General features: G+C 64.3%; 21 protein-coding genes. 10 read left to right on the top strand and 11 right to left on the bottom strand.

What is annotated here, in order from left to right; genetic code table 11:
• The first annotated feature begins 36 nt into the window (after nucleotides 1–36).
• The 5 genes from GDH07_RS06115 to aqpZ all read left to right on the top strand — a co-directional run bounded on the left by GDH07_RS06115 (nucleotide 37) and on the right by aqpZ (nucleotide 5,320).
• Nucleotides 37–960, top strand: a complete 924-nt coding sequence (locus tag GDH07_RS06115) for a PA3225 family LysR-type transcriptional regulator (protein ID WP_022642947.1) — start codon at nucleotides 37–39, stop codon at nucleotides 958–960.
• A 31-nt stretch (nucleotides 961–991) separates the two neighbouring features.
• Entirely contained in the window at nucleotides 992–1,795 is an 804-nt protein-coding gene (locus GDH07_RS06110) for an alpha/beta fold hydrolase (protein ID WP_022642946.1), read from the top strand.
• A gap of 3 nt (nucleotides 1,796–1,798) precedes the next feature.
• Nucleotides 1,799–2,362, top strand: coding sequence for a peptidylprolyl isomerase (locus GDH07_RS06105; protein ID WP_022642945.1), 564 nt, complete (start codon nucleotides 1,799–1,801; stop codon nucleotides 2,360–2,362).
• A gap of 88 nt (nucleotides 2,363–2,450) precedes the next feature.
• A complete protein-coding gene (locus tag GDH07_RS06100) occupies nucleotides 2,451–4,283 on the top strand; it encodes an ABC transporter ATP-binding protein (protein ID WP_022642944.1) in 1,833 nt (610 codons plus the stop codon).
• A gap of 338 nt (nucleotides 4,284–4,621) precedes the next feature.
• A complete protein-coding gene (gene aqpZ, locus GDH07_RS06095) occupies nucleotides 4,622–5,320 on the top strand; it encodes an aquaporin Z (protein ID WP_152896922.1) in 699 nt (232 codons plus the stop codon).
• 3 nt (nucleotides 5,321–5,323) lie between these two features.
• On the opposite strand, the gene GDH07_RS06090 is transcribed toward aqpZ, so the two are convergent.
• Nucleotides 5,324–6,448, bottom strand: a complete 1,125-nt coding sequence (locus GDH07_RS06090) for a GNAT family N-acetyltransferase (RefSeq protein WP_152896921.1) — start codon at nucleotides 6,446–6,448, stop codon at nucleotides 5,324–5,326.
• 70 nt (nucleotides 6,449–6,518) lie between these two features.
• Nucleotides 6,519–7,427 carry a LysR family transcriptional regulator gene (locus GDH07_RS06085; RefSeq protein WP_083456953.1) on the bottom strand — a complete coding sequence of 303 codons (909 nt, stop codon included), beginning with the start codon at nucleotides 7,425–7,427 and terminating at the stop codon, nucleotides 6,519–6,521.
• Nucleotides 7,428–7,511: 84 nt separating this feature from the next.
• On the opposite strand from GDH07_RS06085, the gene GDH07_RS06080 reads away from it, so the two are divergent.
• Both GDH07_RS06080 and GDH07_RS06075 read left to right on the top strand, forming a co-directional pair.
• The gene (locus GDH07_RS06080; protein ID WP_152896920.1) at nucleotides 7,512–8,882 is read left to right on the top strand and encodes an MFS transporter; all 1,371 of its coding nucleotides are present in this window, start codon (nucleotides 7,512–7,514) and stop codon (nucleotides 8,880–8,882) included.
• On the top strand, nucleotides 8,863–9,264 hold the full coding sequence (locus GDH07_RS06075) for a nuclear transport factor 2 family protein (RefSeq protein WP_152896919.1): 402 nt from the start codon (nucleotides 8,863–8,865) through the stop codon (nucleotides 9,262–9,264). The genes GDH07_RS06080 and GDH07_RS06075 overlap by 20 nt, the downstream gene beginning before the upstream one ends.
• A 95-nt stretch (nucleotides 9,265–9,359) precedes the next feature.
• Here GDH07_RS06075 and GDH07_RS06070 read toward each other — a convergent pair whose 3' ends face one another.
• The 6 genes from GDH07_RS06070 to aceK all read right to left on the bottom strand — a co-directional run bounded on the left by GDH07_RS06070 (nucleotide 9,360) and on the right by aceK (nucleotide 19,064).
• The gene (locus tag GDH07_RS06070; RefSeq protein ID WP_152896918.1) at nucleotides 9,360–10,694 is read right to left on the bottom strand and encodes an OprO/OprP family phosphate-selective porin; all 1,335 of its coding nucleotides are present in this window, start codon (nucleotides 10,692–10,694) and stop codon (nucleotides 9,360–9,362) included.
• Between the two features lie 350 nt (nucleotides 10,695–11,044).
• Nucleotides 11,045–11,278 (bottom strand): anti-sigma factor family protein, encoded by a 234-nt coding sequence (locus GDH07_RS06065; RefSeq protein WP_152896917.1) that lies wholly within the window; start codon nucleotides 11,276–11,278, stop codon nucleotides 11,045–11,047.
• A complete protein-coding gene (locus GDH07_RS06060) occupies nucleotides 11,272–11,886 on the bottom strand; it encodes an RNA polymerase sigma factor (RefSeq protein WP_022642936.1) in 615 nt (204 codons plus the stop codon). The genes GDH07_RS06065 and GDH07_RS06060 overlap by 7 nt, the downstream gene beginning before the upstream one ends.
• 79 nt (nucleotides 11,887–11,965) lie before the next feature.
• Nucleotides 11,966–13,087, bottom strand: coding sequence for a beta-ketoacyl-ACP synthase III (locus GDH07_RS06055; protein WP_022642935.1), 1,122 nt, complete (start codon nucleotides 13,085–13,087; stop codon nucleotides 11,966–11,968).
• 252 nt (nucleotides 13,088–13,339) lie between these two features.
• Nucleotides 13,340–17,251 carry an ATP-dependent RNA helicase HrpA gene (gene hrpA / locus GDH07_RS06050; protein ID WP_152896916.1) on the bottom strand — a complete coding sequence of 1,304 codons (3,912 nt, stop codon included), beginning with the start codon at nucleotides 17,249–17,251 and terminating at the stop codon, nucleotides 13,340–13,342.
• 91 nt (nucleotides 17,252–17,342) lie between these two features.
• On the bottom strand, nucleotides 17,343–19,064 hold the full coding sequence (gene aceK / locus GDH07_RS06045) for a bifunctional isocitrate dehydrogenase kinase/phosphatase (RefSeq protein WP_053135220.1): 1,722 nt from the start codon (nucleotides 19,062–19,064) through the stop codon (nucleotides 17,343–17,345).
• Between the two features lie 265 nt (nucleotides 19,065–19,329).
• Here aceK and GDH07_RS06040 point away from each other — a divergent pair, with 265 nt between their 5' ends.
• The gene (locus GDH07_RS06040; protein WP_031321123.1) at nucleotides 19,330–20,223 is read left to right on the top strand and encodes a DMT family transporter; all 894 of its coding nucleotides are present in this window, start codon (nucleotides 19,330–19,332) and stop codon (nucleotides 20,221–20,223) included.
• 64 nt (nucleotides 20,224–20,287) lie between these two features.
• Here the strand turns inward: GDH07_RS06040 and GDH07_RS06035 are convergent, their stop codons facing one another.
• The 3 genes from GDH07_RS06035 to cysK form a co-directional block, all read right to left on the bottom strand.
• A complete protein-coding gene (locus GDH07_RS06035) occupies nucleotides 20,288–21,151 on the bottom strand; it encodes a DMT family transporter (RefSeq protein WP_152896915.1) in 864 nt (287 codons plus the stop codon).
• 351 nt (nucleotides 21,152–21,502) lie between these two features.
• Nucleotides 21,503–22,441 carry an aspartyl/asparaginyl beta-hydroxylase domain-containing protein gene (locus GDH07_RS06030; RefSeq protein ID WP_022642926.1) on the bottom strand — a complete coding sequence of 313 codons (939 nt, stop codon included), beginning with the start codon at nucleotides 22,439–22,441 and terminating at the stop codon, nucleotides 21,503–21,505.
• A gap of 226 nt (nucleotides 22,442–22,667) precedes the next feature.
• The gene (gene cysK / locus GDH07_RS06025) at nucleotides 22,668–23,642 is read right to left on the bottom strand and encodes a cysteine synthase A (RefSeq protein ID WP_022642925.1); all 975 of its coding nucleotides are present in this window, start codon (nucleotides 23,640–23,642) and stop codon (nucleotides 22,668–22,670) included.
• Between the two features lie 125 nt (nucleotides 23,643–23,767).
• Here cysK and GDH07_RS06020 point away from each other — a divergent pair, with 125 nt between their 5' ends.
• Both GDH07_RS06020 and GDH07_RS06015 read left to right on the top strand, forming a co-directional pair.
• Entirely contained in the window at nucleotides 23,768–24,844 is a 1,077-nt protein-coding gene (locus GDH07_RS06020) for a DUF748 domain-containing protein (RefSeq protein WP_152896914.1), read from the top strand.
• A 143-nt stretch (nucleotides 24,845–24,987) separates the two neighbouring features.
• Nucleotides 24,988–25,833, top strand: coding sequence for an AAA family ATPase (locus GDH07_RS06015; RefSeq protein ID WP_022642923.1), 846 nt, complete (start codon nucleotides 24,988–24,990; stop codon nucleotides 25,831–25,833).
• Nucleotides 25,834–25,843 lie beyond the last annotated feature (10 nt).

Raw genomic sequence — 25,843 nt, 5'->3', positions numbered from 1 at the left:
TGCGGGAGCGCCAGCTTAGGACAAGAGGAGCCCCTCATGAAAGCGCCCCGCGTGACCCTGGATCAATGGCGCACCCTGCAGGCCGTGGTCGATCACGGCGGCTTCGCCCAAGCCGCCGAAGCCCTGCATCGTTCGCAATCCTCGGTCAGCTATACCGTGGCACGCATGCAGGACCAGCTCGGCGTGCCGCTGCTGCGTATCGATGGGCGCAAGGCGGTGCTCACCGAAGCTGGCGGCGTGCTGCTGCGCCGCTCCCGGCAGTTGGTCAAGCAGGCCAGCCAGCTCGAAGACCTGGCCCATCACATGGAACAGGGCTGGGAAGCCGAGGTCCGCCTGGTGGTGGATGCCGCCTACCCCAATGCGCGCCTGGTCCGCGCCCTTACCGCATTCATGCCGCAGAGCCGCGGCTGCCGCGTGCGCCTGCGCGAGGAAGTGCTGTCCGGGGTCGAGGAAGTGCTGCTCGAGGGCGTTGCCGACCTGGCCATCAGCGGTTTCAACATCCCCGGCTACCTGGGGACCGAGATGAGTTCGGTGGAATTCGTCGCCGTGGCCCATCCCGAGCACGCCCTGCACCGCCTGCAACGACAACTGGCCTTCCAGGACCTGGAAAGCCAGTTGCAGGTAGTGATCCGCGACTCCGGCCGCCAGCAACCGCGGGACGTGGGCTGGCTGGGTGCCGAGCAGCGCTGGACCGTGGGCAGCCTGGCCACCGCCGCGAAGTTCGTCAGCAGCGGCCTGGGTTTTGCCTGGCTGCCACGGCACATGATCGAGCGCGAGCTGAACGAAGGCCTGCTCAAGGTGCTGCCCCTGGACCAGGGCGGCAGCCGCCATCCGACCTTCTTCCTCTACTCCAACAAGGACAAACCCCTGGGCCCGGCGACGCAGATCCTCGTGGAACTGCTGCGCACCTTCGACACCGCGCCGCTGGACGCGCCGTTCGCCGCCCCCGAGCAAGCCTGAAGTCCCAACCACCAGAACAAGGAGTTCTGCCATGGCGTATTTCGAGCATGAAGGTTGCACCCTGCACTACGAAGAATACGGCCGGGGCGAGCCCCTGCTGCTGGTCCACGGCCTGGGTTCCAGCGCCCAGGACTGGGAAAAGCAGGTCCCGGAACTGGCGACCCGCTATCGCCTGATCATCCCGGACGTACGCGGCCATGGCCGCTCCGACAAGCCCCGGGAGCGCTACAGCATCCCTGGATTTGCCGCCGACCTCATGGCCCTGGTCGAACACCTGGGCCTGGGGCCGGTGCACTATGTCGGGCTGTCCATGGGCGGCATGATCGGCTTCCAGCTGGCAGTGGACCAGCCGCACCTGTTCAAGAGCCTGTGCATCGTCAACAGCGCGCCCGAGGTCAAGCTGCGCTCGGCCGACGACTATTGGCAGTGGTTCAAGCGCTGGAGCATGTCCCGGCTGCTGAGCATGGCGGCCATCGGCAAGGCCCTGGGCCAGCGACTGTTTCCCAAGCCCGAGCAAGCCGAGTTGCGGCAGAAGATGGCCGAACGCTGGGCAAGAAACGACAAACGTGCTTATCTCGCCAGCTTCGACGCCATCGTCGGCTGGGGAGTCCAGGAACGCCTGGGCCGTATCACCTGTCCAACCCTGGTCGTCAGCGCCGACCACGACTACACCCCGGTGGCGCTCAAGGAGGCTTACGTCAAACTGCTGCCGCACGCGCAGCTGGTGGTGATCGAGGACTCCCGGCACGCCACACCGCTTGACCAACCGCAGCGCTTCAACCAGACCCTGCTGCACTTCATCAATACAGTCGACACCACCACCCAGGATCACTGACCCATGCTGAAAAAAATCGCCCTCGTCGCCGGTTCCGTACTCTTCGCCGCCAACCTGATGGCAGCGCAACCGGCCAAGGCACCCCACGTCATGCTGGACACGAGCTTCGGCAAGATCGAGATCGAACTGGATCCGGTCAAGGCGCCGGTCTCCAGCAAGAACTTCCTCGACTACGTCGACAGCGGCTTCTACTCCAACACCATCTTCCACCGGGTGATCCCCGGCTTCATGGTCCAGGGCGGTGGCTTCACCGCGCAGATGGTGCAGAAGGACACCCGTGACCCGATCAAGAACGAAGCCTCCAACGGCCTGCACAACGTGCGCGGCACCCTGGCCATGGCCCGGACTTCGAACCCCAACTCGGCCACCAGCCAGTTCTTCATCAACGTCGCCGACAACGCCTTCCTCGATCCGGGCCGCGATGCCGGCTACGCGGTATTCGGCAAGGTGGTGAACGGCATGGAAGTCGTGGACCAGATCGTCAACTCCCAGACCACCACCAAGCAAGGCATGCAGAACGTCCCGGTCGACCCGGTACTGATCAAGTCGGCCAAGCGCATCGACTGATCACGCAGCCTGTCCCCGACGGCGGCGCCCTACCCGGCGCCCCGTCCGCTATAGCACAGGAGAGCCCGTACAACGGGCTGCAGACCCCATGCTCTATCGTCGTTTCGAACAACTGATCGATATCTTCCGCGACACCCCCGCGACCGCCCCGCCCAACCGGGTCCTGCCCTTCTATTTCCACTACATCAAGCAAGTCTGGCCGAGCTTCGTCGCCCTGCTGGTGGTGGGCCTGTTCGTGGCCCTGATCGAGGTGTCGCTGTTCAGCTACCTGAGCACCATCATCGACCTGGCCCAGGGCACGCCCAGCGTCCAGGTCTTCAGCGACCATGGCCTGGAACTGGCCTGGATGGCAGTGGTGGCGCTGTTGCTGCGTCCGCTGATGGTGGGCCTGCACGACCTGCTGATGCACCAGACCATCACCCCGGGCATGACCAGCCTGATCCGCTGGCAGAACCACAGCTACGTGCTGCGCCAGAGCCTGAACTTCTTCCAGAACGACTTCGCCGGGCGCATCGCCCAGCGCATCATGCAGACCGGCTACTCGCTGCAGGACTCCTCGGTGCAGGTGATCGACGCCCTGTGGCACGTGACCATCTACGCGGTCGGCGCCCTGGTGCTGTTCGCCGATGCCGACTGGCGCCTGATGATCCCGCTGCTGCTGTGGATCGTCGGTTTCATCGGCGCCATGCGGTTCTTCGTGCCGCGCATCCAGAAACGCTCGGTGGATGCCTCCGACGCCCGCTCCAAGCTCATGGGACGAATCGTCGACGGCTACACCAACATCGCCACCCTGAAGCTGTTCGCCCATACCCATTTCGAGCAGAGCTACGCCCGCGAGGCCATCGCCGAACAGACCGAGAAGAGCCAGTTGGCCGGTCGCGTGGTGACCTCCATGGACGTCACCATCACCACCCTCAACGGCCTGTTGATCGCCGGCACCACGGGCCTGGCCCTGTGGTTGTGGAGCCAGTCGCTGATCAGCGCCGGGGCCATCGCCCTGGCCACCGGCCTGGTGATCCGTATCGTCAACATGTCCGGCTGGATCATGTGGGTGATCAACGGCATCTTCGAGAACATCGGCATGGTCCAGGACGGCCTGCAGACCATCGCCCAGCCGCTGCAACTGACCGACCGCGAACAGGCACCCAAGCTCGAAGTGACCCGAGGCGGGGTGAACTTCGAGCATGTCGAGTTCCACTACGGCAAGGCCAACAAGGTCATCAGCGATCTCAACCTGCACATCCGTCCCGGGGAAAAGATCGGCCTGATCGGCCCCTCCGGGGCGGGCAAGTCGACCCTGGTCAACCTGCTGCTGCGCCTCTACGACCTGCAGGGCGGGCAGATCCTGATCGACGGCCAGGACATCGCCGGGGTGACCCAGGAAAGCCTGCGCGAGCGTATCGGCATGATCACCCAGGACACCTCGCTGCTGCACCGCTCGATCCGTGACAACCTGCTCTACGGACGTCCCGACGCCACTGACGAGGAACTCTGGGAAGCCGTGCACAAGGCCCGGGCCGACGAGTTCATCCCGCTGTTGTCCGACGCCCAGGGCCGCACCGGCTTCGACGCCCACGTGGGTGAGCGCGGGGTCAAGCTGTCCGGCGGCCAGCGCCAGCGCATCGCCATCGCCCGGGTGCTGCTCAAGGACGCGCCGATCCTGATCATGGACGAAGCCACCTCGGCCCTGGACTCGGAAGTCGAAGCGGCGATCCAGGAAAGCCTGGAGACCCTGATGCAGGGCAAGACCGTGATCGCCATTGCCCACCGGCTCTCCACCATTGCCCGCATGGACCGCCTGGTAGTGCTGGAACAGGGCCGCATCGCCGAAACCGGCACCCATGCCGAACTGCTGGCCCACGGCGGCCTGTATGCGCGGCTGTGGCAACACCAGACCGGCGGCTTCGTCGGCATCGACTGAGCGCTCAGCAGCGGCTACAGGTGGTTGGTGTAGCCGCTGCCGCAGGCTGCGTACGGGCGCGCGGCGGCCGCAAGATCGGGTAGCCGGCGCCATCATTGGAAGGCCCTGCGGGCCCTGGCGCAGCTTCGCAGGCCCAGCAGCGGCTACAGGGTCTGCACAACACCCCGAAAAGACGCCAGAGCCCCAGCCCACGGGGCCTGGCGTTTTTCATGGGCGGGTGGAATTGCCGCCAAAGCCTGCTGTACTGAGCCTAGGTTGCGGAGCGAAACCTGTAGTTAATCTGCTGGATGCATAACAGCTGTAGCGCGTTGATAGGTCGACCTATCAAGGACTCTCCCATGTCGTTGTTCAAGCGTTCCATGACTGAAATGCTCGGTACCTTCTGGCTGGTGTTGGGCGGTTGCGGCAGCGCCGTACTCGCGGCGGCCTTTCCCAATGTCGGCATCGGCCTGCTGGGGGTCGCCCTGGCCTTCGGCCTGACCGTCCTGACCATGGCCTTCGCCATCGGCCATATCTCCGGTTGCCACCTCAACCCCGCGGTATCCGTGGGCCTGGTGGTGGGTGGACGCTTCCCGGCCAGGGAACTGCCGGCGTACGTGGTGGCCCAGGTGATCGGCGCAGTGATCGCCGCGGCGTTGCTGTACTTCATCGCCAGTGGCAAGCCCGGCTTCGAGCTGGCCTCGGGGCTGGCCGCCAATGGTTATGGCGAGCACTCGCCCGGCGGCTATTCGCTGGCTGCGGGTTTGGTCTGCGAACTGGTGATGACCGGCATGTTCGTGGTGATCATCCTCGGCGCCACCGACAAACGCGCCCCGGCGGGGCTTGCGCCCATCGCCATCGGCCTGGCGCTGACCCTGATCCACCTGATCTCGATCCCGGTGACCAACACCTCGGTCAACCCGGCTCGCAGCACCGGCCCGGCCTTGATCGTCGGCGGCTGGGCGCTGCAGCAATTGTGGTTGTTCTGGCTGGCGCCGATCCTCGGCGCGGTGGTCGGTGGCCTGGTCTACCGCTGGCTGGGCCAGGAAGACCGCTGAGGCTCAGGCCTGGCGGTAGGGCAAGGCGTCCCTGGCCTGTTCGGCATAGGCCTGGACGCCGGCCCGCTCACGCTGGAGGAAATCCTGCACCGCAGTCTTCAACCCGGGATGGCGCAGGTAATGCCAGGAGCGGGTGAGCACCGGCTCGAAACCGCGAATCAGCTTGTGCTCGCCCTGGGCTCCGGCGTCGAAGCGCTGCAGCCCATGGGCGATCGCATAGTCCATGCCCTGGTAGAAGCACGTCTCGAAATGCAGGCGGTCGAACTCCGCCAGGCAGCCCCAGTAGCGCCCATAGAAACTGCCGCCCCCGATCAGGCTGAAAGCCATGGCCACCGGCCGCCCGCCCTGGCAGGCCAGGACCACGCGGATCGCCTCGGGCATGCGTTCGGCCAGCAGGCTGAAGAAGTCGCGGGTCAGGTAGGGTGACTGGCGGCGCACCGCATAGGTGTTGGCGTAGCAGGCATAGACGAAGTCCCACTGCGCCTCACTGAGTTCGGCCCCCTCCAGCCACTGGAAGTCCATGCCCTGCCCCACCACCTGCTCGCGCTCCTTGCGCATTTGCTTGCGCTTGCGCGAACTCAGGGTATCGAGGAAGTCCTGGAAATCCCGATAGCCGCGATTGTGCCAGTGGAACTGGCAGCCCAGGCGCAGCATCCAGTCCGCCTGGCGCTCCAGGGCCTGGTCGCTGAAGTCGTCGGTGAAATTGACATGGGCACTGGATAGCCCCTCGATCTCCAGGTAGCCGGGCAAGCTCTTGAGCAGCTCCAGCGCGTCGGCCTGGGTCGCCGCCAGCACCCGCGCACCGCTCACCGGACTGAATGGCACCGCGCTGAGCAACTTGGGGTAGTAGTCGATGCCCGCTCGCTCGCAGGCCTCGGCCCAACCATGGTCGAACACGTATTCACCGTAGGAGTGCCACTTGCGATAGCTGGGCAGCGCCGCCAGCAGCCGGCCATCTTCCACATGCAGCAGGTGTTCGGCTTGCCAGCCGGAACGTGGCCCGAGGCTGCCGCTGTCTTCCAGGGCACTGAGAAAGGCGTGGCGGACGAAGGGTTGCCCATCCTTGAGCAGTCCATCCCATTGCACGGGATCGACGGCGGAAAGGCTGTTCAAGGATTGCAGCGGCATCAGGTTCCCCGGGAGTCAGCTCGAACGACCCGCCGAGTATATCCCCCCATCGACGGCCGCGCCGAGACACTCAGGCAGGGCCCAGGTGCTCGGCCAGGAAGTCGATGAACACCCGGGACTTGCGCGGCAAGTGCGGGCTGTTGGGAAACAGCACATGGACCGGCTGCCGGGCCAGGCTGTAGTCGGGCAGCACCCGTACCAGCCGTCCCTCGCCCAGGTCGCCCAGGACCAGCCACTCCGGCAACACCGCCAGGCCCATCCCGCCCAGGGCCATGGCGCGGATCGCCGACGCCGAGTTCGACTCGTGCCCGGGCGTGACCCGCACCTGCACCTCGCCCCGGCGCGGGTGGCTGAAGGTCCAGCCCGGCGGCCCGCCCAGGTTGCTGTTGCCGATCCAGGGGCAGTTCGCCAACTCCTCGGGTCGGCTCACGGCGAGGCTCTCCTGCAACCCCGGGCTGGCCACCAGGACAATGCCGTAGTCCGCCAATTGGCGGCCCTTGAACCCCGAGTCGACCAGGTGCCCAAGGCGGATCACCAGGTCGAGCTTCTCCGCCACCAGGTCGTTCAACGACGAGTTGAAGTGATAACTCAGGCGCACCTCGGGATAACGCGCGGTGAACAGCGGCAGCAGCGGCAGGATGAAGGCCTGGGCGTATTCGGCGGTGGAGCTGATGCGCAGCTTGCCCGACACCCGGTTGCGCCCATGCAGCACGTTGTCGAAGGCCGTATCGATATTGGCGACAATTCCCTTGAATTCATCGTAGAGATCCTGGCCGGTCTCCGTGAGGGCGATATGCCGCGTGGTCCGGGTCAGCAAGGGCGTCGCCAGCACTTGCTCCAGGGTCTTGATATGCAAGCTGGCCATGGCCTTGCTGATTCCCAGGTAATCCGCGGCACGGGTGTAGGAGGCAAAGTCCACCACCGCGAGAAAGGTCTGGATCCGGTGCAACTGGCCGTGCAGGTTCTCGTTCACTGTCAAATTTCCTAGAACAATGAATCAAGTATAGGCGCCTCGACAGGCTCGGCCCAGGCTCCCTAAGCTGCGGGCAAAACGGGAGGCGGCATGACCTACAGATATAAAGTGGCGGTGGTATTCCTCCTCGGCTTCTTCATCGATTGCGTGAACATCTTCATGTCGGCGGTGGCGCTGCCCAGCATCGCCACCCAGTTGCAGGTTTCCAGCGCCAGCGTGGCCTGGGTGGCCAACGCCTACATCCTCGGCCTGACCCTGGTAATCCCCATCAGCCCCTGGCTGGCGGCACGCCTGGGCAACCGCCAGGTCATCGCCGCCTCGATGCTGCTGTTCAGTCTCGCCGGGCTGTTCTGCGGGCTGGCCGAAGGCTTCCTGCCGCTGGTGGCCTGGCGCTTGCTCCAGGGCATGGCCGGCGGCCTGTTGATCCCCCTCGGGCAGGCCCTGACCTTCAACCTGTTCCAGGGCTCGCAGCGGGCGCGGATCTCGACCCTGGTGATGGCGGTGGCGCTGCTGGCGCCGGCGCTGTCGCCGACCCTGGGCGGAACCATCGTCGACCTGGGCTCCTGGCGCTGGGTGTTCTTCGCCAGCCTGCCCCTGTCGCTACTGACCACGCTGCTGGCCTGGAGCTGGATCGCCAATGAAGACCGCCAGGTGGCCAGGCGCCCGGATCTGCGCGGCCTGTTGCTGGTCAGCTGCGCCCTGGCCGGACTGCTCCTGGGCATGTCGCTGTACGGCAGCGGATATCCGACCCAGCAGGCCCTGGCCTGCCTGGCCGGCGGCCTGGCGTTCGCCCAGGCATACCGCTGGCATTGCCGGCGCAATCCACAGCCCATCGTCGACCTGCGCCTGCTGGGCAATGTCCGCCTCGGCCTGTCGGTGGCGATCTACCACGCCATTCCCGGGATCTTCACCGGGGTCAACCTGTTGAGCCTGTTCTTTCTCCAGGACAACCTGCACCTGAGCGCCCGGCACAGCGGGATGTTCATGCTGCTGTACGCCGCCGGCGCGCTGTTGGCGATGCTGGCCTGCGGGCGCTTCTACAACAAGCTCGGCGCCGCCCGGCTGTTCGCCATCGCCCTGGTGCTACACAGCGCCGGTATCGCCACCTTGTGCTGGGTCGACTCGAGCCGCGACCTGCCATTGCTCATCGGTGCCTACCTGCTCATGGGCCTGGGCGGCGGCGCCGGCGCCAATACCGCGCAGACCACCGCCCTGCTGGACTTCAGCGGCAGCGATACACACCAGGCCAGCGTGATCTGGAACATCAACCGGCAGATGGCCTTCAGCCTCGGCGCCGCCTGGTTGCTGATGCTCTACAACCTGTTGCTCGGGCATGTCCCGGCCACCAGCGCCTTTCACCTGAGCCTGCTGCTGGCCGCCCTGGCCGGCCTGCTCATCCTGCCGCTGCTCGGCAAGCTCACCCCACCGAAGAAGGTCCTTCATGCACCAGTCGATCGTTAAACAGGCACTGCACAGCGTTCACCAGATCCACCAGTTGATCCATGGCGTCTTCACTCACTCCCAGGGCGACAGCGCGGCACCGATCGAACAGGTCATGGAACTGCTGGCCGAGGACTTCCAGATGGTCACCACCGCCGGAACCATGGCCGATCGCGAGCAGGTCGAGCAGCTGTTTCGCGGCGCCCTGGGCGCCCGCCAAGGCTTGCAGATCGAGGTCAGCGACCTGCGCTGCGTATGGCAGGAAGGCCAGTGCGCGGCGATTCGCTACAAGGAGACCCATCGCCTGGATCAAGTGGCGACAGCGCGCCTGTCCCTGGCGTTGATCCGCATCCAGGGCGACTCGGCGCAGTGGCTCTACCTGCATGAAACCAACTGTCCCTGAGCCTGGCCGACAGGCAAAAAAAACCCCGCCAGGGCGGGGTCAAAACGAGAGGAGCTATAACGGATGAGAAAGAGCTCGACTTTGTTGCGACAGCCTTAGAACACGTACTGCACGCGGGCTACCAGGGCATCGCCGCTGTCGTCGCCAACGCTGTTGGTGATCTTGTCGGTGTTGACCTTGATGTAGTTCGCGGAAACCTTGATCGCCTCGTTGGCATACCAGTTGACGCCGATGGTGTTCATGTTGGCCTTGGCATCGCCCACTTCGCGGGTCGCGGTGGAGGTCACGATGTTCTTGTCATCGACCTTGATGTTGTCGTAGCGGTAGAACACTTCCCAGGCACCGTACTGCTTGTTCTCGGGCTTGATGGTGTCGAACTTGGCGCCATCGAGCTTGTACACGCGGGACTCGCCGGTCAGGGTGTAGGCCAGTTGGCCGTAGAAGCCGGTGGCCTTGACGTCCTTGTAGGAGGCGCTGTCGGCCTTCATCTTGCGAGTCAGGTATTCGGCCTGGGCCGAGAACGGACCGCTGGCGAAGGCGAATTCACCGCCGAACACCCGGTCGTTGTCGTAGGCGCCAGCAGCGGTCAGGTTCGAAGCGTTGAGGCCGGCACCGCCGCCGAAGGTAGCGCGGTTGCCGTTGGCACCGGCATCGTTGCCGCCGTTGGTGGCGATACCACGCGCGCCGAGGCGTGGGCGAATCCGTGAGTCGAAGGCGGTGTCACCAAGATCGCGGCTGGCGAAGTCCAGGCCGAAGTGCAGGACGTTGCCGGTTTCGTGCATCGGGGCGAACACCGCACGGGCGTTGAACTGCTTGACGCTATCGCCGTCGCTGTCGTTGATGTCCTTGGCGGACACGCTACCGGACAGGTAGGCCATGTCGGCCACCACGGAACTGACCTGCAGGCCCATGCCGTTCTCGTGGGAGTTGACCCAGTCGGCCAGCTCGTAGGCGGCGTTACGCTCCATGGCGGTGATCCACTTGGAACTGGTGGCTTTCTCCAGGCCGAAGTCCTGGTCGAAACGACCGGCGCGGATGGTCACCGGCTTGAAGCCCACATAGGAAATGGTCGCTTCGTCGAAGTAACCATCATCGGAAGAACCCGAGTTGTGGGAGAAGTCGTAGTTGATCTGGTATTTCCAATCCTTGTAGGCGGTACCGCCCAATTCCAGATAGGCGCGGCGGAAGTAGGCGCCGTCACCGGTATTCCCATTCTTGGTATAGAACCCGTCGAAACGGCCATAGTCGGCTTGCAGGCGACCGCCCAGCTTGAAGCTGAAGGCGGAATCGGTGGTAGCAACCTCAAGGCCGCCCTTGGTCTTGACTACGATATCGGCGCCGTCGGTGGTGACGGTGCCAGCGAAAGCCTGGGCGGTCACTGCCAGGGCCAGGGCGCTGGCGGCAAAACCGGCGAAGTGCTTACGGATCATCGAAGAGTTCCCCTAATTGGTGGTCTGTAGCGTTGGAAAACACGCGGACTGGGCCGCTGGTGTCGGGGGGAATCTTGGGGTTCGAGGATTTCAGCCAGGTTGCTGGAAAATAAAGATTTGATTACAGAGGAACTTTTTTACTTCGAAAAGAAATAAGGCGAAAGGCCCGTCCTAGAGCGGTTTGCGACTGTTTTCAGGGACAATACCGAAGATGACGAAATGGTTATTTTTGTGCGGACCACCGCGCAGCGAGCACGACGGGAGGGGGAATCACGAACGTGATTCCCTGGCAGGAACAGGCAGAAAAACATCGCGGCGGATGCCTGGCGACATCCGCGGCTTCATGACGCTCAGCGCTCGCGTTTACTCTCGGCGACCAGGCGTTCGGCCAGTTCGTCGAGACCTTCCAGCGGTGGTTCCGGCAACACGCGCAAGGTGGCCTGCAGCAGGCGCATCTGGCGAATGAAACGCCGGCAATTGGGGCAGAACAGCAGGTGATGGCGAACCATCAAGCGTTCGCGAAAGCTCAATTGGCCATCGAGATAATCGCTGGAGCGCGCCACTTGTTCCTTACAGGTCAGCATTGGCCGGTTTCCTCAAAATGCTCCACCGTGGCGAACACCTTCAACCGCGCCCGGTGCAGCAGTACCCGGACATTGGACAGGGTGATCCCCAGAAGATTACAGATTTCCTCGAGCTCCAATCCCTCGCGCTCACGCAGCTTCAGCACACTGCCTTGTAGCTCGGAGAGACTGAGCAAGGTGTGCTCCAGGCAATCACGCAGCTCGGCTTCGGTCAGCAGCGCTTCGGGGGTGTCCTCGTGCCAGGCGAAGGGCGCCACCAGCCAGTGGCCGTCACTGGAGGAGAACCGCTCGTCGCCCACCGTGCCATGGGGCGCGGGCAGGTCATCGAGCAGGACTTCGCGGCGATTCTGCTTGTAGCGGCCCTTGGCCGCGTTGGCGGTGATGGTCAGCAGCCAGGTCTTGAGGCTGGAACGCCCCTGGAAGCCCGACAGGTTGCGTACCACCGAAAGCCAGGCATCCTGCACCACCTCGTCAGCGTGCCGGTTGCCGACGATGGCGTAGGCTACCGCGCGCATGGCGCTCTGGTAGGTACCGACCAGTTCCTTGAAAGCCTTCTGTTCGCCCGCCAGAAGGCGCTTGAGCAGTTGCGTGTCATCAACAGCAGCCATTCGTGCCTCGTTCAATCATGCGGGGTTGCCCGGGTGTGACGCCTCGCAGGCGCCTCGCGCCACACCCGGCCCGCGCCGATCAACGCTTGCGCAGGAGCACGCTGCCGATGGAATAGCCCGCGCCGAAGGAGCTGAGCACCGCCAGGGCACCACTGGCCAGGTCGTCTTGGTACTTGTGGAAAGCGATCACCGACCCCGCCGAACTGGTGTTGGCATAGGTATCGAGGATCACCGGAGCCTCTTCCAGAGTAGCCTCGCGGCCCAGCAGTTTCTTGACGATCAGGTGGTTCATGCTGAGGTTGGCCTGGTGCAGCCAGAAACGCTTCACGTCGCTGACGTTGAGCTGGTTTTCTTCCAGGTGGGCGGCGATCAGCTCGGCCACCATCGGGCAGACGTCACGGAATACCTTGCGACCTTCCTGGACGAACAGCTTGTCCCGGGCCCCGATGCCTTCTTCCGCCGTGCGGTTGAGGAAGCCGAAGTTGTTGCGGATGTTGTTGGAGAACTGGGTCAACAGCTTGGTGCTGACGATCTCGAACTGGTGGGCCGAGGTGGCCTGGTCGGCACGCTCGATGACCACCGCGGTGGCGGCATCGCCGAAGATGAAATGGCTGTCGCGATCGCGGAAGTTCAGGTGCCCGGTGCAGACTTCCGGGTTGACCATCAGGATCGCCCGGGCCTGGCCCAGCTGCACGCTGTTGCAGGCGGCCTGGATGCCGAAGGTGGCCGAGGAACAGGCGACGTTCATGTCGAAACCAAAACCCTGGATACCCAGCGCGGCCTGGACCTCGATGGCGATGGCCGGGTAGGCGCGCTGCAGGTTGGAGCAGGCGACGATCACCCCGTCGATGTCGGCGGCAGTGCGACCGGCCCGTTGCAGGGCTTGCTCGGCGGCGGCCACGGCCATCTGGCAGAGCACCGACCACTCGTCGTTGGAGCGTTCCGGCAGGCGTGGAGTCATGCGTTGCGGATCGAGGATGCCGTCCTTGTCCATGACGAAGCGGCTCTTGATGCCCGAGGCTTTTTCGATGAAGGCGGCGTTGGATTCGGTCAGGGCCTGCACCTCGCCACGCTCGATGGCGGCGGCGTTGTCGCTGTTGAACTGGTGGACGTAGGTGTTGAAGGACTCCACCAGCTCTTCGTTGGAAATGCTGTTGGCCGGGGTAAACAGGCCGGTGCCGCTGATGACGACGTTATGCACGGTCGTTCCTCTAGTGTGTATGAGGCAGAAGGTATTGGCACCCTCGTGCCAAACCGTAAAGGGAGCGCCCCGCTGCTCAGCCTGTGCTGGAGCGCTTTCCTGGCATCGCTTTATTCCGCTTCGCCCGGGTCGCCTGGAGTACAGGCTGCCGGGGCCGGCATTTATGACGGCGAAGTTTGCCATAACCTCTGGCGTTTCGCCGCAATTGCAAGATCGACGGAGCCCGGCTCCGGGGAGCCGGGCCTGCATGGATCAAGCCTCCACCTGGCTCCACTGCTTGTTCAGGCGCTTGTCGGAGATCGGCACCTTGGTCCCCAATTGCTGGGCGAACAGCGATACCCGGTACTCTTCCAGCCACCAGCGGTACAGTTCCAGCTGCGGGTCACGCTTGCCTTCCTGGGCGTGCTTCTGGGCCCGGGCCTGGTACTGGGCCCAGAGCCCGGCGAGCTCGGTGCTCCACACCCGGTCCTTCTGCACCTGGCTGCCCAGCTTGTCGAACCGCAGCTCCACCGCCTTGAGGTAGCGCGGCAGCTCCTTGAACCACAGGGCCGGAGTCTCGCGGACGAAGCCCGGGTACACCAGGTTGCCGAGCTGGGCCTTGATATCGTTGAGGGCCACCGCCTGGGCCAGGTCGATCTTGCCCTTGAAGCGCTTCTGCAGGCCGTGCCAGAGCTTGAGGATCTCCAGCGTCAGGCGGGCCAGGCGCTCGGCATGTTCGGTCCAGGCACCACGCTTGCGTTCGGCCAGGGAAGCCAGGCCAGCGCCATCCCGGGGCAGGCTGGCCTCGCCGTCGAGAATGCAGCTGTCGAGGCTGGCCAGGAGGATGTCTTCCACCAGGGCCTCGATCCGCCCCAGCTCGCGGTACAACAGGCCCAGTTCGGTGAGCCCCGGCAGCTTGCCGCGCAGGAACTTGGCCGGCTCGGCCAACTGTTGCAACAGCAAGCGCTGCAAGGCCCGGCGATGCTGGAACTCGGCCTCGGCAGCGGTGGAGAAGCGCCCTTCCTTGACCGTCCCGGCTTCTTCCACCAGGGCCGGATAGACCGTCATCGACAACCCGGCGATCTTCTGCTGGGTCTTCTGCGCCACCGCGGCGAACACCTTGGCTTCCACCGGCTGCTGGCTCTTGGCGGTCTGCGGCACCGCCAGGGCAGCCTGGCTGGCCTCGGCGAAGCGCGCGGTGAGTTCGGCCAGGTCCCGGCCTTCGCCGAGGAACTTGCCCTGGGCATCGACGATTTCCAGGTTCATCCGCAAGTGGCTTTCCACCTGCTGCGCGGATTCGCTCCAGGCTTCGTCGCTGACCCGCGCGCCGGTCATGCGCAGCAACTCGCGCCCCAGGGCCTGGGGCAGCGAGCCGTCGGCAAAGTCCATGCGCTGCAAGGCCGCCTTGACGAAGTCCGGCACCGGCACGAAGTTCTTGCGCAGGGCCTTGGGCAGGTTGCGTACCAGGGCGATGCACTTGGCTTCGATCAGGCCCGGCACCAGCCATTCCAGGCGCTCGGCAGGCAACGCCGGCAACAGCGGCGCCGGCACCCGCAGGGTCACGCCATCGCGGGGATGGTTGGGTTCGAAGTGATAACTCAGGGCCAGCTCCAGGTCGCCGATATGCAGGGTGTCCGGGTACTGCCTGGCGGTGACTTCGCTGGCCTCGCGGGCCAGCACGTCTTCCTCGCGCATGATCAGCAGTTGCGGGTCTTTCTGGCTGTTGACCCGGTACCAGCTATCGAAGGTGGCGGTCTGGTGAATCTGTGCCGGCAAGCGTGCGTCGTAGAAAGCGAACAGGGTTTCCTCATCCGCCAGGATGTCCCGGCGCCGAGCCTTGGCCTCCAGGGCATCGAGCTGCTCCAGCAACTGGGTATTGGCCGTCAGGCACTTGGCCTTGGACTGGATCTCGCCCCGCACCAGGGCCTCGCGGATGAACAGCTCGCGGGATACCACCGGGTCCACCGGGCCGTAGTGCACTGGCCGGCGGCCGACCACGATCAGGCCGAACAGGGTGATCTGTTCGTAGGCCACCACTTGGCCGCGTTTCTTTTCCCAATGGGGTTCGAAGTGGTTCTTCTTCACCAGGTGCCCGGCCAGGGGTTCGATCCAGTCCGGCTCGATCTTGGCCACCATGCGCGCATAGAGCTTGGTGGTCTCCACCAGCTCGGCGGTCATCAGCCACTGCGGGCGTTTCTTGCCCAGGCCCGAGGACGGGTGGATCCAGAAGCGCCGCTGGCGGGCGCCCAGGTAGTCGCCATCCTCGGTCTTCTGGCCGATCTGGCTCAGCAGGCCCACCAGCACCGCCTTGTGCAGTTTCTGGTAGTCCGCCGGTTCCTTGTTCAGGCTCAACTGCAAGTCACGGCAGATCAGGCTCAACTGGCGATGGGCGTCGCGCCACTCGCGCAGGCGCAGGTAGTTGAGGAAATTCTTGCGGCACCAGTTGCGCAGCGGGCTGGCCGTCAGGGCCTGGCGCTGTTCTTCGAAACCACGCCACAGGTTGACCAGCGCGGCGAAGTCCGAGTCGGCGTCCTTCCACTGGGCATGGACCTGGTCCGCCGCCTGCTGGCGCTCCGGTGGGCGCTCGCGCGGATCCTGGATCGACATCGCACTGGCGACGATCAGCACTTCCTGGAGACTGCCCAGGCGCGCCGCCTCCAGCAGCATGCGGCCCATGCGCGGGTCCACCGGCAAACGCGCCAGCTGCCGGCCCAGGGGCGTCAGCTGGCTGTTGCGATCCACCGCCGAGAGTTCTTGCAGCAGGTTGAAGCCGTCGCTGATGGCCTTGCCGTCCGGCGGCTCGATGAAGGGGAACGCGGTGATTTCACCCAGGCGCAGGTGGAGCATCTGCAGGATCACCGCCGCCAGGTTGGTCCGCAGGATCTCCGGATCGGTGAATTCCGGCCGGCCGAGGAAATCCTCTTCGCTGTACAGGCGCACGCAAATGCCCGGCTCGACCCGGCCGCAACGGCCCTTGCGCTGGTTGGCGCTGGCCTGGGAAACGGCCTCGATGGGCAGGCGCTGGACCTTGGCCCGGTAGCTGTAGCGACTGATGCGCGCAGTACCGCTGTCGATCACGTAGCGAATGCCAGGCACCGTCAGCGAGGTCTCGGCGACGTTGGTCGCCAGCACCACCCGCCGTCCCGGGTGGGACTGGAAGATGCGCTGCTGTTCGGCCGGCGACAGCCGCGCGTACAAGGGCAGGATCTCGGTGTGCTTGAGCTGGGCCTTGCGCAGCATTTCCGCGGCATCGCGGATTTCCCGCTCGCCCGGCAGGAATACCAGCACATCGCCGGGGCTGCGGCGCTCGCTGCGCTCATGGGCGGCGATCTCGTCCAGGGTGGCGAGGATCGCCTGGTCCACCGTCAGGTCGTCCTCGACGCGGTTGCCATCCTCGTCCTGCTCCAGGGTCAAGGGCCGGTACCAGGTTTCCACCGGGAAGGTACGACCGGAGACCTCGACGATCGGGGCATCGTCGAAGTGCTTGGAGAAGCGCTCCAGGTCGATGGTGGCCGAGGTGATGATCACCTTGAGGTCAGGGCGCCGTGGCAGCAGGGTCTTGAGGTAGCCCAGGAGGAAGTCGATGTTCAGGCTGCGCTCGTGGGCCTCGTCGACGATGATGGTGTCGTAGCGCTCGAGGAAACGGTCGTTCTGGGTTTCCGCCAGCAGGATGCCGTCGGTCATCAGCTTGACCAGGGTGTTGGCATCGCTCTGGTCTTCGAAGCGCACCTGGTAACCCACCAGCGCCCCCAGGGGCGTGGCCAGTTCTTCGGCGACCCGGCTGGCAACGCTGCGGGCGGCGATCCGCCGGGGCTGGGTATGGCCGATCAGGCCATGCTGGCCGCGGCCGATCTCCAGGCAGATCTTGGGCAACTGGGTGGTTTTGCCCGAACCGGTCTCGCCGGCGATGATCAGCACCTGGTGCTTGAGCAGCGCGTCCTTGATCTCGTCGCGCTTGGCGGCAATCGGCAGGCTGTCGTCGTAGCGGATAGTGGGCACGCTGTCGCGCCGCGCCGTCACCAGGTTGCACGAAGCCTGCATCCGCTCCAGCCACTGGGCGAGCTTGGCCTCGTCGGGCTTCTTGCGCAGTTCGAGCAGCTGCCGACGCAACCGGTGGCGGTCGGCGAGCATGGCTTGATCGAGGTTTTTCAGTAGTTGGTCGATAGCAGGCGATTGGTCGGTCATGGGAAAGCAGCGACTGGCTTCAAGCGAAAAGCCGCAAGGTTAACGCAGCTTGGCGCTTTTAGCTTGCAGCTTGTGAGGGCCTTTCGCCGCGTTATTCCTCGTCGCGCCCCTTGCGCCGGTACGGGAAGACATCGATCACCTTGCCGGCGAGGATCGCGTCCTGCAGTCCCTTCCAGTAATCGGCGTTGTACAGCTCGCCGTGCAACTGGTCGAACAGGCGGCGCTGGCCGATATCGGCGAACAGGAACGGCGGGAACTCCTCGGGGAACACATCGTGGGGGCCGATGGAGTACCAGGGCTCGGACGCCATCTCGTCCTCTGGCGTGCGCGGCGCCGGGATATGGCGGAAATTGACTTCGGTGAGGTAGCTGATTTCATCGTAGTCGTAGAACACCACCCGGCCGTGGCGAGTAACCCCGAAATTCTTCAGCAGCATGTCGCCTGGGAAGATATTGGCCGCCGCCAGTTGCTTGATGGCCAGGCCGTAGTCTTCCAGGGCCTCGCGCACCTGGGCTTCGTTGGCGTGCTCCAGGTAGAGGTTGAGCGGGGTCATGCGCCGCTCGGTCCAGCAGTGGCGGATCAGCACCGTATCGCCCTCCACCACCACGGTGGACGGCGCCACCTCCAGCAGCTCCTCGAGGCAGGCCGGATCGAACTTGGACAGGGGGAAGCGGAAGTCGGCGAACTCCTGGGTATCGGCCATGCGCCCTACCCGGTCGACGCTCTTCACCAACCGGTACTTCTCGATCACCGTGGCCCGGTCGACGTTCTTGGACGGCGAGAAGCGGTCCTTGATGATCTTGAACACGGTATTGAAGCCCGGCAGGGTGAACACGCTCATGACCATCCCGCGGACCCCGGGCGCCATGATGAAACGATCGTCGGTATTGGCCAGGTGGTTGATCAGCGCCCGGTAGAACTCCGACTTGCCGTGCTTGTAGAAACCGATGGAGGTGTACAGTTCGGCGACGTGCTTGCCCGGCAGGATGCGCTTGAGGAACCCGATGAACTCCACCGGCACCGATACATCCACCATGAAGTAGGAACGGGTGAAGGAAAAGATGATCGAGACCTCGGCCTCATCGGTGATCAGCGCATCGACCTGGATGCCCCGGCCTTCGCGGTGCAGCAGCGGGATCACCAGCGGCCACTGCTCCTCGTGGGTATAGATGCGCCCCACCAGGTAGGCGCCCTTGTTGCGGTAGAGCACCGAGGAAAACAGCTCCACGGTCAGCTCCGGGTCCTTGCAGACCCAATCCGGCAAGTTCTCGCGCAGTTGCGCCTCCAGGCGCCGCATATCCCCGGACAGGTCGGCGTAGTCCACGCTGAAGCGGTAGTCGGTGAATATCTGCCTGAGCATGCTCGACAGCTCGCCCCGAGGCGTATAGCTGCGGGTCTGGGCAGCCCGGGCGCGGCGCAGGCTGGGCCGGGTGGTATGGATGAACATGCAGCCGTCGCTGATCAGGTCATGGCTGAACAGCCCGCAGAAGATCGAGTTGTACCAGGTCTCGGAGAGTTCATCGTCCAGGCGCAGGTCGATCATGCCGATGCAGGCGCTCTTGGCCAACGGCCATTGGCTGACGTCCATCAGCACCTCGTCGCTGAAGGCCTGGTGCAGTCGGGCCACGGTTTCCCCGACCTTCTCCTCGTAGAGGTTGATCCGCGCGGTGGAGGCCCTCTGCGCTTCCTGCCATTGCGCTTGTTCGAAGCGATGCCGGGCGCCATCGGCGATCCGGCGGAAGTTGTCGCGGTAGTCGTCGAAGCCACTCAGGATGATTCGAGCGATGTCGGCGGCGGGCCATGACTGCGGCATAGGAAGACCTCTACGGGAATTTGGATTGCCTGAGCTTAGCCACTGCAATGGCCCGAGGAGAAGCGCATTTTTGTGACCCGACGGTCGCCTCGCCCTGTATCGGTCGCCCTGTATCGGTCGCCAGGGGTCGGCCCCGGGAAAATCCGGCACGACAATCGAACGCAACAATCGGAGTGCAGGCTTGGCCCGGCCCGTGCACCAATAAGGTTTGCCATGCCCACCCGCGCTGGGCAAGATTCCCGCCCTGCCATCCAAGGAACCTTCCGTGAGACCTGTCGATCTGTTGCGCCTGTTGTCGCTAGCCGCCATCTGGGGCGCGAGCTTTCTGTTCATGCGCATCATCGCCCCGGTCCTGGGCAGCGTGCCCACGGCCTTCTTTCGTGTGTCGATCGCCGCCATCGGCTTGCTGGCCATGCTGGCGCTGATGCGCGTCAGCTGGAATTTCCACGGCAAGTTCAAGACCGTCCTGCTGCTGGGCGTGATCAACTCGGGGCTGCCCGCCACCCTGTACTCGGTGGCGGCCCTGGTGCTGCCTGCCGGTTACTCGGCGATCTTCAACGCCACGACGCCGCTGATGGGGGTGCTGATCGGCGGCCTGTTCTTCCATGAGCGCCTGACTCCGGCCAAGCTCGCCGGCGTGTTCCTGGGGCTGCTCGGGGTCGGCATCCTGAGCCGCGCCGGGCCGGTGGCCTTCGACCATGAACTGGCGCTCGGCGCCCTGTCCTGCCTGCTGGCCACCACCTGCTATGGCTTCGCCGGCTTCCTCGCACGGCGCTGGCTGGACCAGGCCGGGGGCCTGGACAGCCGCCTCTCGGCCCTGGGCAGCATGCTCGGCGCCACGCTGTTCCTGTTGCCGCTGTTCGCCTACAGCGCCCTGAGCCAGCCACCGGCCAGCTGGGGCGGCGTGAGTGTCTGGCTGTCGTTGCTGGGCCTGGGCCTGGGTTGCACTGCCTTCGCCTATGTCCTGTACTTCCGCCTGCTGAGCTCCATCGGCCCGGTGCGCTCCATGACCGTGACCTTCATGATCCCGCCGTTCGGCGTGCTCTGGGGTGCCCTGTTGCTGGACGAGCCGCTGTCCATGGGCCATCTGTATGGCGGGGTGCTGATCGCCGCGGCCTTGTGGCTGGTCCTCAGGCCAGCGGCGAAGACCGCGGCCTGAGCAACAGATAGTTGCAGGAAAAACAGCCACCGGCCGGGCATTGCACCCGGCCGGTGCACCTCGATCAGGCGCTCTTGCGGAACACGAACACCAGCCCGACGATGATCAGGCCCATGCCGAACAGGCTCAGCAGCGCCAGGCGATTACCGAAGATCAGATAGTCCATCAGCGCCGTCACCGCCGGCACCAGGTAGAACAGGCTGGTGACATTCACCAGGTTGCCCTGGGCGATCAGGCGGTACAGCAGCAAGGTGGCCAGCACCGAAACCACCAGCCCCATCCACAGCACCGGGATCAGAAAGCCTGCGTCGTATTCGAAGTGGAACGGCTGGAACGGCACGAACAACGCACACAACATCAGCCCGGCCAGGTATTGCACCGGCAGGGTACCCAGCGGGTTATCGGTGATGCGTTTCTGCATGATCGAGCCGGCGGTCATGCTCACCAGGGCCAGCAGGCCGCAGAGCATGCCGGAGATCGAGATACCTGCCAGGCCGATGCCCTGGTACACCACCATGATCAGGCCGGCGAGCCCCAGGCCCAGGCCGAACAGACGGCTCCAGGAGCGCTGGCGCTCCATCAGCACCACGGTGAGGATCGGCTGCACCCCCATGATGGTGGCCATCACCCCAGGGGTGACCTTCAGGTCCAGGGCCAGGATGTAGAAGATCTGGTAGGCGCCCAGCAGCACCAGGCCCGTGGCCACGGCAAACCCCATGGCCCGGCGGCCCCTGGGCCAGCGCAGCTTGAGCAGCGGCACCAGCAGCACCAGGCCGGCCAGGGCAATGGCGAAGCGCACCAGCAAGAAGGCGAAGGGCGAGGCATGGGCCAACCCCCATTTGGAGAAGATCGCGCCGCTGCTCCAGAGCAGGACGAACAGACTCGTGGAGGCCGCCGCAAAAGCGGACTTTTTCGAAATGAGCAACATGAAACCACCTGTAGTCAGGCAAGAAGCCAATTCAGCCGGAGCTGAAGTTCAGTAGTGTTTTTTCAGGCGGGCGGAGGAAACAGCAGCGGTTGCTGAGTCAGCCCGAGAAGCCAACGCCCGACGGCGATACGACTGCGTATACCGGCGTGCTACTGACAGGAGGGGGGTTCTGACCGATCTGCACAGGCTGCTGATTCCCGCACGGCACGACGCCAGCGTTGACCGCTGAAACCACTACCGCGTTGATGAGGGATAAGGCCATGTGCCAAGGGTTCTCGAAGGAGGAAAAGAATGAGTCGCTTGACTCATCGAGCGCCGAATATAACCAGCGCCCGATATTCATTGCAAGATTTATCCGAACAGCCATTTCCACAGGATAACCAGCACCACCACCGCCAGGACCGGGCGCAGGATGCGGTACAGCTTGGGATTGCGGCGTTTCCACTGCTTGACCACACCACTGAAGCTGTCGCTGAAACGCTTGCTCCAGGCGTAGGCCTGGTTGATGCCGCCAACCCGCTCGTCGTCCAGGTTCTGCGGTGCGGTGGCACGCCCCAGCTGGGCACTGACCCAACGGTTGATGCGGGTCATCAGGCCGCTGCTCAACGGACGCTCGATGTCGCAGAACAGGATCACCCGGGTGATCTCGGTTTCGTTCTTCACCCAGTGCACGTAGGTCTCGTCGAACATCACGTCCTCACCGTCGCGCCAGGCGTATTCCTCGCCGTCGACGAAGATCCGGCAAGCATCGGAGTTGGGCGTCGACAGGCCCAGGTGATAACGCAGCGAGCCGGCGAAGGGGTCACGGTGCGGGTTCAGGTGGCTGCCGCCGGGCAACAGCGCGAACATCGCGCCCTTGACGTTGGGGATGGCGCTCACCAGCTCGACGGTCTTGGGGCACAGGGCAGCGGCCGAGGGTAGCGGCTTGTCGTACCACTTGAGGTAGAAGCGCTTCCAGCCCTTCTTGAAGAAGGAACCGAAACCGGCATCGTTGTTCTTCTCGGCGGCGCGGATGTAACCCTCGTCGAACAGGTGCATGGCCTCGTCGCGAATGGTTTCCCAGTTGTCGCGCAGCACATCCAGCTCGGGGAACTTGCTGCGGTCCAGGTACGGCTTGGAGGGCACGCCGGAAAACAGGTACATCAGGGTATTGTAGGGAGCGAACAGCGCCGAATGGTTGACGAACTGGCGCAGTACCGGCAGGCGCGCCTTGCCGCGCAAATGCACGAAAAGGATGCTGCCGATGAACAGCGACAACACCGCGAACTTGGCGGCAAAGGAAAAGCTCATGCAACAACTCCTTGGAAATAGGCACCGGTGGGGGGAGCGATCACCCGACCTGGCAGCCGGTCATGATAAACACTCCTGAACCCCGGAAAAACCCGCACGACCGAACATTCAGCATTAACGGTCGTGCAACAAAGGCGTTAAGTAGCATAAGCCGCACAAGCAGCGACTGATATGGATCAGCCATCGGCCCATGGGGCCAGCGCCATGGACCGACGGCCAGCCGACGTTACTGCTGGGTCTCCTGCTCGGTGAACAGGTCGCTGAACAGCATGCTCGACAGGTAGCGCTCGCCGGAGTCCGGCAGGATCACCACGATGGTCTTGCCTTGCATTTCCGGGGTTTCTGCCAGGCGTACCGCCACCGCCATCGCCGCGCCGCAGGAAATCCCGCAGAGGATGCCCTCCTCCTGCATCAGGCGCAGGGCCATGGCCTTGGACTCCTCGTCGGTCACCAGCTCGACCCGGTCGACCATTTCCAGGTCCAGGTTCTTGGGTACGAAACCGGCGCCGATGCCCTGGATCTTGTGCGGGCTGGGCTTGATCTCCTGCCCGGCGAGCTTCTGGCTGATCACCGGCGAGGTGGCCGGCTCTACCGCCACCGCGAGGATCGGCTTGCCCTGGGTCTTCTTGATGTAGCGCGACACGCCGCTGATGGTGCCACCGGTGCCGACACCCGCCACCAGCACGTCCACCGCGCCATCGGTGTCGTTCCAGATCTCCGGGCCAGTGGTCTTTTCGTGGATCGCCGGGTTGGCCGGGTTATCGAACTGCTGCGGCATGAAGTACTTGCCTGGGTCGCTGGCGACGATTTCCGCCGCCTTGTCGATCGCGCCCTTCATGCCCTTGGCCGGCTCGGTCAGCACCAGCTCTGCCCCCAGGGCCTTGAGCACCTTGCGTCGCTCGATGCTCATGGAGGCCGGCATGGTCAGCATCAGCTTGTAGCCACGGGCAGCCGCCACGAAGGCCAGGCCGATCCCGGTGTTGCCCGAGGTGGGTTCGACGATGGTCATGCCCGGCTTGAGCCGGCCCGTGCTTTCGGCGTCCCAGATCATGTTGGCGCCGATCCGGCATTTCACCGAGTAGCCCGGGTTACGCCCTTCGATCTTGGCCAGGATGGTCACCCCACGCGGGGCGATGCGGTTGATCTGCACCAAGGGCGTATTACCGATGGAATGGGCATTGTCAGCAAAAATTCGGCTCATGGCTGGGTCCTTATGCAGCAGTGAAGAAGTCCCCAAGGGTATGCCTGGCATCCTTGAGCGTCCAGTCGTGCCGAACGACCTGGAGCCTGGGCAGTCAATGCCTTTATAGGACTGGAGGCTGCCCCATGAAACGTCGCTATCGTTGGCCCCTGTGGACCCTGGCGGGCCTGGTCGTACTGCTGGTCGGCCTGCACATCGCCCTGCCCTACCTGGTGCGTGACTACCTGAACGACAAGCTCGCGGACATGGGCGACTACCGCGGCCGGGTCAGCGATGTCGACCTGGCCCTGTGGCGCGGCGCCTACCGCATCAACGGCCTGGAGATCGTCAAGGTCAGCGGCAAGGTACCGGTGCCTTTCGTCAAGGCGCCGTTGATCGACCTGGCGGTGAGCTGGCATGCGCTGTGGTACGACCATGCGGTGGTGGCGCGGGTGCAGTTCGTCCAGCCACAGGTGAACTTCGTCGATGGCGGCAGCGACCGCCAGGCCTCGCAGACCGGTGCCGGCACCGACTGGCGGGCGCAACTGGGCAAGCTGTTGCCCATCACCCTGGATGAAGTGCGGATCGACGACGGCACCCTCCACTTTCGCAACTTCGGCTCCAATCCACCGGTGAACCTGGGCGCGACCCAGGTCAATGCCAGCTTCTACAACCTGACCAACGTGGTCGACACCCAGGGCAAGCGCGACGCCCGCTTCGAGGGCAAGGCCCTGCTGCTGGGCCAGGCGCCCCTGGAATCCAGCGCCACCTTCGATCCCCTGAGCAACTTCGAGGAGTTCGAGTTCCGCCTTCGGGCCCGGGATATCGAGCTCAGGCGTTTCAACGACTTCGCCTCGGCCTACGGCAAGTTCGACTTCAAGGCCGGGCACGGCGACCTGGTGATCGAGGCCCAGGCCGAGAAGGGCCAACTGCGCGGCTACATCAAGCCGCTGCTGCGGGACGTGGAAGTCTTCGACTGGCAACAGGACGTGGAGAACCGCGACAAGAATGTGTTCCGCTCGGTCTGGGAAGCCCTGGTGGGCGCCGGGGAAACCCTGCTGAAGAACCAGCGCAAGAACCAGTTCGCCACCCGGGTCGAGCTCAGTGGCAACGTACACCAGCAGGATGTCAGCACATTCCAGGCGTTTTTGCAGATTTTGCGCAACGGTTTCATCCAGGCCTTCAATGCCCGCTATGAACAACCCAAGCCGTCGACTGACTGAGTCACCCCGTGACGCTCCATTCAGAGACTGAATGGGGCGTCTGCGTTCACAGTCAAGCGAGCGCCGCGTTATAGTCGCGCCATTCGTGTCCATTCAAGCGACCTGCCCCGGGCAGCTCGTCGTCACCGTTCGAGGAATTGCAGATGAAGTTCGAAGGCACCAGCGCATACGTTGCCACCGATGACCTGAAGCTGGCGGTCAACGCCGCCATCACCCTGGAGCGTCCGCTGCTGGTCAAGGGCGAACCCGGCACCGGCAAGACCATGCTCGCCGAGCAACTGGCCGAATCCTTCGGTGCCAAGCTGATCACCTGGCACATCAAGTCCACCACCAAGGCCCACCAAGGGCTCTACGAGTACGACGCGGTGAGCCGCCTGCGCGATTCGCAACTGGGCGTGGACAAGGTCCACGACATCCGCAACTACCTGAAGAAGGGCAAGCTCTGGGAAGCCTTCGAGTCCGAGGAGCGGGTGATCCTGCTGATCGACGAGATCGACAAGGCCGACATCGAGTTCCCCAACGACCTGCTGCAAGAGCTCGACAAGATGGAGTTCTACGTCTACGAGATCGACCAGACCATCAAGGCCAAGCAGCGGCCGATCATCATCATTACCTCCAACAACGAGAAGGAACTGCCGGACGCCTTCCTGCGCCGCTGCTTCTTCCACTACATCGCCTTCCCTGACCGCACGACCCTGCAGAAGATCGTCGACGTGCACTACCCGGACATCAAGAAGGACCTGGTCAGCGAGGCGCTGGATGTGTTCTTCGACGTACGCAAGGTGCCGGGCCTGAAGAAGAAGCCCTCGACCTCCGAACTGGTGGACTGGCTCAAGCTGCTGATGGCCGACAACATCGGCGAGGCGGTACTGCGCGAACGCGATCCGACCAAGGCCATCCCACCGCTGGCCGGCGCCCTGGTGAAGAACGAGCAGGATGTACAGCTCCTCGAACGCCTGGCCTTCATGAGCCGGCGCGGCGGTCGTTAAGAGGGCATCG

The sequence above is a fragment of the Pseudomonas piscis genome, from assembly GCF_009380155.1.
Taxonomy (GTDB): Bacteria; Pseudomonadota; Gammaproteobacteria; order Pseudomonadales; family Pseudomonadaceae; genus Aquipseudomonas; species Aquipseudomonas piscis.
This window is presented reverse-complemented; position numbering and strand designations above follow the sequence as displayed.